Here is a 13,112-nt window from a genome sequence, read left to right on the forward strand (position 1 = left end):
ACCGTTGATAATGCATTCGAAGTTTGGGCTGTTCCAAATGAGCAGCTTAAGTCTCTGTGCAGCTTTAAGTAAAGTTAATTTTGTCGTTTACTATAGTTGTTATGCCGAGTTAATGCTAAATAAGCTTGAAATAGCAGGAAACACGCGCCGGTTATCTCGGCATAACATATTCCTTCTTGAAGGAATTCCGGAAACCAATAAGACACAGATCTGCTCTCCAATCCAGGTATTAAATATTGGAACTCAGCATTCTCCTCAATCTTTGGAGTAAGAATATGTCCAAAGATTGAGAACCTATATGAGCCTCATTAATATAGCGGAAGAATTATGTGGAGATAATCAATGATGAAGCACTATAATTACAAGTGATAAAGTGCTTATCTCCACATAACTAAGAACTCGACATAAGGATCAGTGTGTTCGCCAATACTGGCAAACATCTACATGCACTACGTCCTGCTTTGGTGGTTTAATGAGATCGTAGTCCCTAATCTCGAAGGGTATGCAGGTATCGTCAACTATGCTGATGATTTTGTGGTATGCTTCCAGTACAAACAGGAGGCTGTAGCGTTCTACGAACGACTGAAACATAGGATGGCGCACTTTGGACTTAGTCTGGCAGAAGAAAAGTGTCGGCTGATCGAGTTCGGCAGATTTGCGGAAAACAACCGCAGACACCGTGGCGAAGGTAAGCCCGAAACTTTTGACTTTCTCGGATTTACACACATCTGTAGCCGTACCGGCAACGGATATTTTAAAGTGCGGAGGAAAACCAGCCGTAAGAAATTCATTAAGAAGTGTAAGGACATCTTCAGGCGGATCGGTCAGATGCGCACCATGAAGACTAAAGAGATTATTGCAAAGCTAAATGAAATCCTTATCGGCTACTACCATTACTATGGAGTTTACGGGAACTATCCGGCAGTCATTGCTTTCAGATGGCATGTGCTCAAAAGTCTGTTTTACTGGCTTAACAGGCGCAGTCAGAAGAAGAGCTATAACTGGAAAGGTTTCCTGGACATGATTAAATTCGGACACCCTCTGGCGCGTCCGAAGTCTTTCTATGTCTACATTTGAGCAGTGTACCAAGTAATTCCACAGGGAGCCGGATGCGGAAAAGCCGCACGTCCGGATCTGCGAGGGGCAGGCCCAGCAATGGGCTTGTCTACTCACCCCATGAAGGAGTACAAAAAAAGCCTTATGCCGTGGGTGTTCACAGCACAAGGCTTCTTCGTTTTTATGCTCTTTTTCTCTTCTTCTTTTGCCCGGGTTGACGATCAAGCAGATTGCCATTTTCAGGTTCAAGGAGTGTGGGAATGCTATTTTGTGATCTTCTTTGACAATGCGCTGCTCCATGCAGAGTAACATTCATGGTACCTGGTACCAAGGTGCAACGTGGGTACCAACGTGTGCCCTGTGCGTCGAATAATAAAGAAAACACGACAATCGGGAATGAAAATACTCATTGCTCCCTCCGGCAATGACTGTTACAATATCACTGTACATTCCCAATGTCGGACGGGGCAGCGTCCCCCGCATAGGAGCTTTGTACTACCGGCTTCGCTGCAGGCACAGCAGCGCCGGAGCAACGGATCAATTTAATTTCCGGGGCTCCGGCGGGACGTGTTTGCGCCACCGCAGCGAACAGCATATTGTCTTCCACCGCCTCCTTTTGGCTCTTTGCTGTCGCGGCGCAGCAAGGCAATATGCCAGCTTATGTCTTCCATGCAAGAGACACATGGGACATTTAACTTCGCCGGAGCCCCTCCAATCCACATCATGACAGGAGGAGCGCAATGAACAAAGCAATCTACATGGAAACCATCCTCAATGCGGAAGAAATCTCCGCATCTGTTACTGCATCCGCTTCAGACCATCCACTTTCCCCATCTGCCACTCCGCAGACTCTGGAAGAGAAATGGGAAAAAGCAGGTATAGGGAATGCCTTTATTTTCGGTAAAGTCATGTCGACAAACACCGACTTGCTGCTCGAACTGCTTCAGCTCTCCCTTCCCGAATTGGAAATCAGGGAGATTTCGGATGCGGTACAGGAAGTCTATCTCAAAACATCAATTGACGCACACGGCGTCCGGCTCGACATCAGTGTGCGTGACAGCAGGAACCGAATTTTCGATGTCGAGATGCAGCTCCGCGACGAAAAGAACATTCCTCGCCGTATACGGTATTATACGGGAACTCTTGACCAGACGAATCTAAATACCGGCGTAAACTACAATCAGCTAAAAGACACCATCATCATTTTCATCACCCCTTTTGATCCCTTTGACAGAAGCCGATACCGCTATACTTTCCGGAACATCTGCCTGGAAGAGAAAGTGAATCCGCTTGAACTGGGGGACGGCACCACCAAGGTCATTCTGAATGCCAAAGGATCTGTCGGCAAGATCTCACCGTCTTTGAAGGGTTTTTTAGATCTGGTCTTGGGCCTGCAGCCGCCTGCCTCTTCCGCTGGCTCCTACGCTGACCGGGTCCAGAGGCAGGTCGACATCGCAAAACGCAACAACGTATGGAGGAGGGAATACATGAACTGGGAAATGACACTTTCAATTGAAAGGGATAAAGGAAGAAATGAAGGCGAACTCCTGACCCTCGTCAAACAGATTCTTGCCAAAATTCCAAAAGGCAAGCCGGAAAATGTCATCGCGGATGAAATTGAAAGAGATGTCACTTTCGTACACCTGATTGCCACCCTCTCCAAAAACATGGACGCGCCAACGCCGGAAGCCGTTCTCAGTGCTTACAAAAAACTGGAGGTGGAAGGAAAGTTGGATTTGCCTGCTAACCTGCCTGCTGATTGATAAGTCAGTAGAGTCAGGCCTGGGTTTGGGTTTTGGACAAAATAAAGGGAAAACACGGGGATGGTCCTTTTGCTTCCGTCCCCGTGTTTTCCTTTTATTTTGTTCCACCCTTTAGGCCTGGCTCTATTGACCGCATTCATGGTGACTGGTACCAAGGTCCAGTCTTGTCTACGTAGATGGACGAATTCAGCGCCCTAAAGAACTGTCGATTTCCGGGATTCAGATATGTCCCCATTTTCCTGCCTCCTCATTTCTCCAGCTACAAAAATACTATCATTCAGAGGGGGATTCCTCAAGGAACCCGTGGGGACAGTTCTTTTGTTTCCGGCTCCATGTTTATTTTGTGCCGGGCATTACCACCTTGGTACCAGGTGCCAAGGTCCCGATAAGATTCTGGTACCCCCCATGAAGGAACAGTGCACTGCACCGTTAGTTTAATGACAAAACCTTATTTCCTCTGTAAAATAAATGAGGTTTTTCAGCAAGCATCACCTTGAAGACCTTAGGAAATCATGGAAATCACCGGAATCACGGTTCAGGCATACCGTATATAAATGTTATCGGATCATGCCATAAGCCTGTCACATTCCCTTCATTAGTGGTCGGGCACGCGGGTTGTGTGTGGAGGAAAGGATGTCTGGTTCAGGAAAAAAGAAACTGATAAGATTAAATGTCGTGATGTCTTATCCCGTAAAATGGACAGAGTATTCGACAATCAGCAATTTTGTCCAGAATTTTTATGATGCGCTGGGGGTTGCGGATTTTGGGAAAAAGTTTCGGCATTTCCTCGATGGCGATACATTGATCATGACAGCGGAGAAAGGCTTTGCCAAGGAGTGGCTGTATTATCTGGGTGCGTCGAACAAAAGAAAATGTGATGGCAGATATGCCGGGAAGTTTGGAGAGGGATTCAAGATAGCGGCTCTTATGTCGATACGGGATTATCATTTGGGAATCGATATGGAATCCCGGGACTGGACCCTGCATGTCACCAGTGTTCCCGGAGAAATTGACGGGCACTCTGTGGAATTTCTGGCTTATGAAATCGGCAAAAGGAAATACAGCGAGCAGACCGTTCTCCGTATCAGCAATATCACAGATAAATTCAAACAGGAACTGGACCTGGCGATGAGAAGTTACTTCTACGAAGGGAACAGTCTTTTTGGGGAGTGTCTGTTTCGGACAAATGACTGTGCTGTTTATGTTACGAACCGGGACGCCAACGGACACACAAGGCTGGGCTGTATTTTTGCATCTTACGAAAAAAGAGGGCATCTGTATGTGCCTCTGATCATCTGCAATCATCTGTATAAGCCGGATGAAGATGACAGGGACCGACTGGACCTGAGCAGTTCGCAAAAGAAAGAGTGCATTGATCAGGTCTTCCGCAAGCTTGATCCGCAGACATCCCTGGTCATCCTCGAGCACCTCAGGAAGGTCTGGCAGGGAAAGGATCGGAAAGGGCTTTTTGCGATGAAGTGGATCTCGGCCCTGAGGATCCTCATTTTTAAAATATCATCAGATCCGGCTGTCTTATCTGAATTTCAGAAGAAATACGGTAATCATTTTTTAATAAAGGATACAGAAGCAGAGGAACCGGATCCAAATAAAAGGAAAATGGCAATGGAATGGTTTCATTCATCGGGTATCCACTCACAATTCCATTTTCTCCCACGTTTATTTTTGCCACTCGGAGTCAGGACGGTATGTAATCTGTGTGAAGAAATGGACGGCTATACCGCTGAACGGGACCCGTCCAAGGAGGAGCAGGAAAAGATAGATATCCTTAGGGAAGCGGCCGGAGAAGTCCTCGGGGATCTGCTCATTCTGGAACCATGGCCGCAGTGCAGGATCCTGCTTAACGCTAAAGCGCCCTATGCAGGGTATACGAAAATCAAAAAAACAAGAGGCCTCTCAAACTGTTTTGGACTCCGGGTCGCGGCAAAGGCAGATTATGTATATCTGCAGTCATGGGTACTGCAGAATGCAGGCTTTGCAAACGCATTTACAATATATGCTCACGAACTGCTGCACCAGTACGGAGGTGATACGACCCTTTCTTTTCACCGGGCACTGTCCATTATGAACCAAAAAATCATTGAAAAAATCGACCGCTTCAGTGATTATCAGGAAAAATGGAAGTCGTGAAGAAATCGGAGCCGATTCGCCTTACTTTTTCAGTTCATAAATCGCCTGCGCCATGCAGGTACTCACTCTCTGCAATTAAATACTCCGCCATTTTTCTGATTGTTACGTTCCTGTATTTTTTATGGAAACGGAGCAGATCCTTAAAAGCATCCTCATTTTCAATTATATTTTCTAAAATATTCCTGTCGCGGAGCACCCCTCTGAACAGCTGGACCCTCGACTGGCACATTCCGATCCGCATTCCTTCATAATATCCTTCCTCATACTCTTCTTCAAAGATGGAAAGATGCGCAGCTTTTTCGTCTTCCAGCATAATTACACCTCCTACATGACCTCTTCCCTGCAGCAATTTTTACTGCAGAAGCCCGGCTGACTGGTGCCCGAGTGGCAACAGATTCTGTCTCATTTATTTTACGAACAAAATGCCGCTTTGTCACTGAACCGACAGTGCAGTGACAGGGAGGTGTGGAGATGTTATACTAACGGACGCAGATTTAATGTGCTCGTTTTATTCCCAAATGAAGGGAGATTGTGTGAAAAGAGAAAAACTGATCAGACTGGGTATCGCCCTGGATTATCCTGTCCAATGGAAATTTGAGCGTGTACTGCGTGACCTGATCCAGAATTTTTATGACAGCATCGGGCCGGATCGGTTCGGTGAGGCTTTTCATTATTCCTATGATTGCGATCAATCCGGCAGGTACCTTGTAAAGATGGAAACGGAAGGACGGCCTTTCCATTACGAATGGCTTTTGTACATTGGCGGCAGCACGAAGACGGACTCTCCGGGAACATATATTGGAAAATACGGGGAGGGCTTCAAAATCTGTATGCTGTGTCTGCTGCAAATGGGCATAAAGGACATTGAGATGCATTCCCGGGACTGGATCCTTCGTCCCTGCACATATGAGGAAATTATTGACGATACATCTGTGTCAATGTTGGGATATAAACTTGCGTATTGCAGGGACGATAATGTGACCCGCCTTTCCATCAAAGGTATTCATTGCAGTTACTATTATATTTTAAATGAAGCCCTGCTTCATTTTTTCTATCCCGGGAACCGGCTTTTTGGAGAAAAACTCGGGGAGGGAATATGCCGCAGATTGAAATACAAGTCCGGAAATGCATACTGCATCTACAAGAGCAACGGATACCTTGTTCCGAACAGAGACAATGGAGTCTGCAGAGGAATTCTTTTTATAAATAACCTTGCAAGAGGGCGCCTGCCTTTCCCTGTTTTTGTGAATCTTACCGGCAGCACACTGGATTTATGTGACTCGCGTAAACGCGATGTATTGGATCGCTTCAGGGTGTGGAAAAATATGTATATCCTCAGCCTTTGGATGTCCCCGGAGGATTCCCTGAAGCTCCTCATGCTTCTGAAAGATTACTGGAACGACGTCCCCAAATCACAATATGACACAAGGACGTGGTATTACCTCATCTGTCAGCTGGTCAGAAATGTAGCTGAATCAGAAAATACCACTGCACAGTTTTTAGAAAAAAACTTGCACTTGGCCTATCTCGAAAGAAAAAGCTCAGATCAAAAACGGAACAGCCTGATCGAACGCGCGTCAGTATGGGCCAGGGATAACAATACGGGCAAAAAAGTAAATCCCGTTTTCCGCTTTCTGGGAGCCAGGTCTCTGTTAGAGGAATTTCAAAAGACGGAGTTTTCGGGGCTTCGCCCTCCAACCGAACCGGAAAGGATAATGGCTGCCCTCCTGACACAAGTGTACCTGGAGATCATTCCGCCCCGGATGCAGGTCGAAGTGCCGGATATCCTGATCGCCGGAAAAGAAGAAGCAGACATTGATCCCCTCTGCTTTGCGGACAAGCATTTTGATCAGAAAAACAGAAAGCAATATCAAAAATACAGACTGCGCTATATTATTCTTCGCGAAGAAGAGTTTACGGCGGAATCTTATGAAGCCGCCCTGACCAGATTCCTGGACGGAATTTTTCATGCGTTCGGCAGCAGCCGCAGCAACCGGATGAATGTCCTCTATACGTATCTGGGCGCGATGCTCATCGAACATGCGAACACGATTACCCAAAACCGGAAAAGATGGAACCAATACGCCCTGGATTTATCCCGTCCTGGAATTAAAACCCGCCCAAACTTATCTGTCAATGCCTGAGCCAATCTATCAATTCGGCAGCCTGAATCAACATACCGCGAGGACTGATCATGTCAAAGATTGCCAGAAGAAAATATCCCGTAAAACGAATGCCGCTCTCCATAGACATGGAAAAAACCGGCGCAAACATCAAACACTGCATCCGGGAAAGCGGATACTCGATCCGCGAAATCATGGAGATTACAGGAATCACAGTTGAACAGACCATATATAAGTGGTACAGGGGCGAATCTCTCCCCTCCCTGGAATCCCAGCTCATCCTCTGTCGACTGTTCGACCTCCCGATCACCCGGCTCCTCGTATTGAAAGAAAATAACTCTGAATTTATAAAAAAGGATCTCTTTTCCCAAAAACAGATGCAAAGATTTACAGCTTATCTTCGTGCCATAGCGTTGACAGCATAATGCGAAAAAGACTGTGAATCTGCCCGCTCAATACCCTTTCTGTGGAACTGGCACTGTTGATGGCGTTCCTTATCCTTCCATTAACTACACAACTTATGCTACTGGTGATCCGAAGAATACCTTCTTCAAGAATGATACTGCGAATGATGGTACTGCTGCTACCACTACAGATATCTTCGGCATTACTGAAACTGGTATCGTAGATCCCTGGGTGAAGGTCGTTGATCCTACAGCTGAACAGCTTACCGAAGAACAGCTTAATGCTTTGAAAGCAGATTTCCCGATCTACACTATTACGAATGTAGCGACTGGCGCTTATAAGACAGAAGAGCTTAAAAAAGACTCGAATAATCAGTCAATCCCCTTTAAGATTCAGGATGCGAATGATTTAACAACTTGGGCGCCTGTAGATGGAGCGTATGTATCGGTTAATAACCATGTCGTTGATTCACAGGGTCGTGTAATCGAGACAGATGAAGATGGTAATTTGAAAACTGATGCCAATGGTTTTGTATTGGTAAAAGAAACAAAACCTGTTTGCAAAGCTGTGGTCAGCAGCAGATAAAGCGGACGAACAGACCGCGGCAATGGTGAAAATGATTCTCACAATGATCTACAGCGGGTTCCGGATCGGTGCGTGGAGAGAAATGACTGTAGAGAACGATGTGTTTATCGGTGGGGTTAAGACGGATGCCGGGAAAAATCGAGTTGTGCCGATTCACTCTTCTATTTCCGGATTTGTTGCGGGTATGTATGGGGAGTTCCTGTGCGGCAAAAGTGAATCTCAGTTCCGACGGGACATGAGAAGGGTGCTCCTGGAAATTGAAATTGATACGGAGGAAAAGTACCACATACCACACAGCTGCCGGCATACGTTCCATAGACTGCTGGAGAAAGCAGGGGTAAGCGAGGCTGATCGGAAGCGGCTCATGGGTCACAGTTTGAAGGGCGATATTACGAATGGGACTTATGGGCACAGAAGCGTGGAGGAGCTGAAGGAACAGATTGAGAAGATTAAAATCGAGTGCCAGGTATAATGAGTTTCACGGTCAATTGGATCACCTATGTTAGAGCGCCGGAGCCTGACACTCAGGGCATGTTTGTGGGGACGGTCCTTTTGTTTCCGTCCCCATGTTTACTTGTGTGTCGGATATAGCACTGTCCGGCAAGTTATGCGAAATTTCGCATAACTTGCCGAACGGGAGCTTCTCGGTGCGAAGACAAGGAAAAAAGTCTCGGAGCAGTTTGAATCCATACATTACGCAGGATATTACTCAGACATACTGACATATACACAGACCTGCTGGAAAAAGGAAACCAATAATGAGGGATGGCAGCCTATGCTGGCATCCCACACCCCAAAAGAGTGATTTAGAGGTATTGCAAAGTTACCCTCTTCAACCTCCTCGATAGTCTACATTTATAAACCGCGAATAGGTTACCGAGAACTACTGTATTCTTTTCCTTCCAAAGAAAAAATCTTCTCCATGATTTTTTTCTCATCATAGTCCGGAGCTTCTGACAATACCGCTTCCCAGAGCGATTTCAAATCTGTGGAATCAATTTCCATCTCATCTGCTATCTGATCGAGTGTTTTTCCCTTATTTACCTTCTTTGTAATCTGACGGATTCTTTCAATAAGGGTGCCCTGCTCCAGTCCCTGCTTCAGCCCCTTCTCTTTTGCATCCTGTTCGATCGCCCATCGATGTTCTTCTTCATTATATTCCCAATAATACATTTCGATTACCTTGTCCCTGTGTTCCCCCTTCCTCCGGCTGGCATCAATATGTTTCGCAGGCACCTGCAACTCGGGGACGGCAGCGCCTGCATTCGACAATGCGCGTTTGCGAAACGGTTCGCGCGGGTTCAATGATTTCATGTTAACAGGGCTGCGATTGTTGTGTCAAGAACCAGACACACCATGCCTGGACGACATAACAAAGAAGGCCAAAATCTTAAACATTGCTCCATGGTGTCGTGTAAAGAATTCTGCCGCTTCTTTAGATAGTTTCTCTTTTCCAATTACGAAAAAGCCCCCTCCGGCATCCATCCTATGTTTGTTTGAATTTTTACATTGTCAAGAGCATGTCCAGTTACTGCGTACTTTAGCAAATCAGGTGGATAATTAAATGCGGACTGGCCAGGTGTGGGATGTGATGCGTGGGATAATTTTTTGCTTGACACACTAATCCATGCATTGTACGATTTAGTTACAATGACGAGCTTTGAACGCTGTTTTCAGACCGCATACTAACGCAGGCACCGCCGTTCCCGAGTTGCAGGATGCCTGCGGAACATATTGTTGCCAGCCGTTTGACAGGGAGGCTCTTCCGTTTAAACGGCTCTTGTTTCCAGGCATTATTTGTCTGTTGTTTATTGCAAGTTCATCCTGTTCCGGCTGGTGCCGTTTTTTGAAAGGAGGCTTGCAAATATGAGCAGACGTATCAACCGGGAATACAAAACAACATTGTTTGTCCTTGTATTTGGAAACAGGAAGGAAGATCTTCTGGAGCTTTTTAACGCGGTCAACAACACCTCGTACCAGAATGCAGAAGAGATCGAATACAATACACTGGACAGTGACAGGGGCTTCTTTGTCCGGCTGAAAAATGACTTGTCCTTTCTGATCGACAGGACAATGGGAGTCTACGAGCATCAGTCCAGCCCCACATCGGCCAACATCACCGTGCGTATGCTGCACTATTATTCCGACCTGCTTCGGGAAATGATTGAACTGAAAACACTTTACCGGGAAAAAGAGGTACAGATCCCATCTCCCCAGTTCGTTGTCTTTTACAACGGGAGGCAGGATCAGGAGGATGAGATCATCTTCTGCCTCTCGGATTTATTTGAGAGAAAAGAAGACAAACCGGAGATTGACTTCGCGTGAGGATGCTCAACATCAATGCCGGCAGAAACCCCGGTCTGATGAAAAAATGTGTGGCTCTCGCCCAGTACTCGGAAGTTGTACGCAGGATACGGGAGGCACTTTATGGCAGGCATGATCAGGAACAGCGGCGCCAGGCAGTCATAGATGTTATAGACACCTGCATTGAAAATGACATTCTTGCGGACGTACTTCGCGAACACAGAGACGAGGTGACTGAGATGTATTACTGGGAATACAATGAAGAGGCACACCGCTGGGCAATCGAAAAAGACGCGGAAGAAAGGGGAGAGGCCAGAGGAGAGGCCAGAGGTGAGGCCAGGGGAGAGGCCAGAGGAGAGGCCAGAGGTGCCTGCCTTGAATTAATACAGCAAATCACTAAGAAAGTCAAAAAAGACAAAACCTTGGAGCAGACCGCAGAGGACCTGGAACAAGATCTGGAAAAGATAAAACCAATCTGGGAGGCGGTTAAGTCAGAAGCACCGGATTATGATGAGAAGAAAATATTAAAAAGGCTTGGACACGAGGAATCAAAAACTGATAAACCCTGGAGCCTGACCCCGTGAAGTAAACATGGGTAAACATGGGGACGGTCCTTTTATTTCCGTCCCCATGTTTACTTGTGTGTCGGGCATAGCACTGTTCTATGGTCTCCTCCCTATAAAGTCAAGTACTTTTCCCTTGAAAAATAAGGGCTTTTCAACGATATACCTCTACTGAATGAGCCATGGAAATGGACATCTCAAAGTATCCGGTACGAGAATAGAGGTGTTCTGGGTACACTAAGCAGAACGTCATTTATATTGTTCTGCATGGCCTTCATGTAAACCCTTCCCCTATGGCAGCGCACCTCCCGTGTCTACCAGGATCACCGCCGGTTTCCCACCGGGTCCTAACTTCCTTCGTCCTGCCTGTCCATATCCAGGGTGTCAGCGTAGCTTTCTTACAGGGTCGTGCCCTATGGAGAATATTCCTGCCGACTACTAGCTCATTCTTTTTTGTTGTTTGCTGACACCAGTTTCTGTTCACCAGCACCTTTCGGCGGACGTTTCCTGATAAACTTCTTCTGCTGCCACTCCCCAGGGGGAGCCGGTCACCTGCCTGTGGCCGGAACCGGATCACCAACTCCGGGTCAGGTACCCGGCTCCGGTCGCAGGCAGCAGTTTCACTCTCAATCATTTAAAATAACAAAGGGATGGATAAGGGTGGGGCGCGGGGGTGCGTGAAGCGCAGGGCCGCACGTGCCATTACCAAAATTACCAAAGTACAGGGGCTCTGGCTCAGACTGCGGCAGGGCGTCTGATGTCCTCCATCATTTTTTCCGCTTTATATGTCGCTCCGGTCTGCAGGATCAGGTAGAACACCCTGATCAGTTTGCATGCCACAGCGATCAGTGACTGCATCTTTTTTAATGGATTCCTGTCCCTTGTCGTGTAGTACCGATGGATCGATCTGAACTCCGGACTATGGCTCACCACACTCACCGCTGCTTCATACAGTACATATCTCAGCCGTTTTCTGCCGCGGTAACTGATGTGGCTTTCCCCCTTGTGTTTGCCGGACTGGCTCCTGACGATCGCATATCCGGCCAGTTTCTGGAGCTGCTTCGGGTTATCGAAACGCTTAATGTCCCCGACCTCCGCCACAAATCCGATCACGGTCTTTAATCCTATGCCCCTGATCTCCAGAAGCTTATCAACATACGGTACCTCCCCGATCTTTTCTTCGATCAGCGCCATCAGTTCCTTCTCTCTCGCTGTATATCTTTCATAATCAGCAAGCAGGATCCGGAGTTCTATCCTCGCTGCTTCCTGCGCTTCCCGGCTCCCGACGCTGTGCTCTGCCGCCGTTACCAGGGTCCTGGCCCTCTTTAATCCGACGCCTCTTAACTTTGCATCTCTCCAGATCCGATTCACGCCGTCCACTTCGAGCTTCACAATATCTTCCGGCAGTGGTGCTTCTTTCAGGACCATCAGTCCGCTGACCGCACCGACATTCCCGTAAACGTCTTTATAATTGGGGAAATAGATGCTGAACCATCTTGCGATACGGTTTTTCAGACGGGTGATCTCGCTCCGGGCGAGTACCTGCAGCTCTGACAATGCCCTGATCTCCGCGTAGATACCATCCGGTATATAAGGGTAAAAATATCTCCCCTCGTTTACCAGGCCTGCTATCACCTTGGGATCCTTCCGGTCATTCTTGGAAGGATCGTTGTCATCCATTTCCTTCGACTTTTTGACATGATGGGGATTCACATGCACCGGCCTCATCCCTTTATCCTGCAGGAACTTCCCCAGGTTGAACCAGTAATGACCTGTCGGCTCCATGCCCGGTATTACCTTGTCCATCCCATGCTTTTCCTTCAGCTCCATGATCCAGGTCCGCAACGTCTCGAAACCTTCTTCCGTATTGCCGAATTCAAGCGGTTTCCTGGAAAATTCGTATCCCCGCCAGTTAAAAACCCGTGCGAAGTGTGTTTCGCTCCCGACATCAATTCCAATAACTAAAGTTTTTTCTGTGGTAGCTGTAATCTTTGCGTTCTGTGTGTTAAACTTCATATTAGATACCTCTCTGTTTTGTAATGGATTTGCCAACTTCCTAGGGTCAGCAAACTTTATATTACATTGAGGTATACAGGAGTATACTTTTAATAAGAATGTAAATAGGGGTAGTCTGCGCATTTACTATTCAGGCAACAAATATCGGA

At 47.0% G+C, this 13,112-nt stretch carries 14 protein-coding genes; 11 read left to right on the forward strand and 3 right to left on the reverse strand.

Annotated elements, in window-relative coordinates:
- The 5 genes from BLT02_RS17495 to BLT02_RS01075 all read left to right on the forward strand — a co-directional run.
- The coding region (locus BLT02_RS17495; protein WP_207649381.1) for a hypothetical protein at nucleotides 1-271 on the forward strand (271 nt) is incomplete at its 5' end.
- 143 nt (nucleotides 272-414) lie between these two features.
- Nucleotides 415-1,077 (forward strand): reverse transcriptase domain-containing protein, encoded by a 663-nt coding sequence (locus BLT02_RS01060; RefSeq protein ID WP_278277363.1) that lies wholly within the window; start codon nucleotides 415-417, stop codon nucleotides 1,075-1,077.
- Nucleotides 1,078-1,155: 78 nt separating this feature from the next.
- Nucleotides 1,156-1,365, forward strand: coding sequence for a hypothetical protein (locus BLT02_RS01065; protein WP_092991015.1), 210 nt, complete (start codon nucleotides 1,156-1,158; stop codon nucleotides 1,363-1,365).
- Nucleotides 1,366-1,796: 431 nt separating this feature from the next.
- Nucleotides 1,797-2,819 carry an Rpn family recombination-promoting nuclease/putative transposase gene (locus tag BLT02_RS01070; protein WP_092991016.1) on the forward strand — a complete coding sequence of 341 codons (1,023 nt, stop codon included), beginning with the start codon at nucleotides 1,797-1,799 and terminating at the stop codon, nucleotides 2,817-2,819.
- 633 nt (nucleotides 2,820-3,452) lie between these two features.
- On the forward strand, nucleotides 3,453-4,967 hold the full coding sequence (locus BLT02_RS01075) for a hypothetical protein (RefSeq protein WP_092991017.1): 1,515 nt from the start codon (nucleotides 3,453-3,455) through the stop codon (nucleotides 4,965-4,967).
- Nucleotides 4,968-5,001: 34 nt separating this feature from the next.
- On the opposite strand, the gene BLT02_RS01080 is transcribed toward BLT02_RS01075, so the two are convergent.
- Entirely contained in the window at nucleotides 5,002-5,280 is a 279-nt protein-coding gene (locus BLT02_RS01080; protein WP_092991018.1) for a hypothetical protein, read from the reverse strand.
- A 220-nt stretch (nucleotides 5,281-5,500) separates the two neighbouring features.
- Between BLT02_RS01080 and BLT02_RS01085 the strand changes: the two genes are divergently transcribed.
- From BLT02_RS01085 to BLT02_RS01100, 4 genes are read left to right on the forward strand one after another with little or no spacing between them, the layout of a single operon-like run.
- Entirely contained in the window at nucleotides 5,501-7,111 is a 1,611-nt protein-coding gene (locus tag BLT02_RS01085) for a hypothetical protein (RefSeq protein WP_092991019.1), read from the forward strand.
- A 50-nt stretch (nucleotides 7,112-7,161) separates the two neighbouring features.
- Nucleotides 7,162-7,515 (forward strand): helix-turn-helix domain-containing protein, encoded by a 354-nt coding sequence (locus tag BLT02_RS01090; protein ID WP_139187341.1) that lies wholly within the window; start codon nucleotides 7,162-7,164, stop codon nucleotides 7,513-7,515.
- Between the two features lie 13 nt (nucleotides 7,516-7,528).
- Nucleotides 7,529-8,080 (forward strand): hypothetical protein, encoded by a 552-nt coding sequence (locus BLT02_RS01095; protein ID WP_092991021.1) that lies wholly within the window; start codon nucleotides 7,529-7,531, stop codon nucleotides 8,078-8,080.
- 22 nt (nucleotides 8,081-8,102) lie between these two features.
- A complete protein-coding gene (locus tag BLT02_RS01100) occupies nucleotides 8,103-8,552 on the forward strand; it encodes a site-specific integrase (RefSeq protein ID WP_092991022.1) in 450 nt (149 codons plus the stop codon).
- A gap of 401 nt (nucleotides 8,553-8,953) precedes the next feature.
- On the opposite strand, the gene BLT02_RS01105 is transcribed toward BLT02_RS01100, so the two are convergent.
- Complete coding sequence (locus BLT02_RS01105; RefSeq protein WP_139187343.1) at nucleotides 8,954-9,394, reverse strand: hypothetical protein; 441 nt, start codon at nucleotides 9,392-9,394, stop codon at nucleotides 8,954-8,956.
- 552 nt (nucleotides 9,395-9,946) lie between these two features.
- Here BLT02_RS01105 and BLT02_RS01110 point away from each other — a divergent pair.
- Together BLT02_RS01110 and BLT02_RS17020 are read left to right on the forward strand one after the other, a co-directional pair.
- Nucleotides 9,947-10,405: a hypothetical protein gene (locus tag BLT02_RS01110; RefSeq protein WP_092991024.1), complete on the forward strand. Its 459-nt coding sequence runs from the start codon at nucleotides 9,947-9,949 to the stop codon at nucleotides 10,403-10,405.
- Nucleotides 10,402-10,968 carry a hypothetical protein gene (locus BLT02_RS17020; RefSeq protein ID WP_175453625.1) on the forward strand — a complete coding sequence of 189 codons (567 nt, stop codon included), beginning with the start codon at nucleotides 10,402-10,404 and terminating at the stop codon, nucleotides 10,966-10,968. Before BLT02_RS01110 ends, BLT02_RS17020 begins: the two co-directional genes overlap by 4 nt.
- A 714-nt stretch (nucleotides 10,969-11,682) precedes the next feature.
- Here the strand turns inward: BLT02_RS17020 and BLT02_RS01120 are convergent.
- A complete protein-coding gene (locus tag BLT02_RS01120; protein WP_092991026.1) occupies nucleotides 11,683-12,963 on the reverse strand; it encodes an IS110 family RNA-guided transposase in 1,281 nt (426 codons plus the stop codon).
- Nucleotides 12,964-13,112 lie beyond the last annotated feature (149 nt).

It is taken from the genome of Sarcina sp. DSM 11001 (genome assembly GCF_900101015.1).
In the GTDB taxonomy this organism is placed as follows: domain Bacteria; phylum Bacillota; class Clostridia; order Lachnospirales; family Lachnospiraceae; genus CAG-791.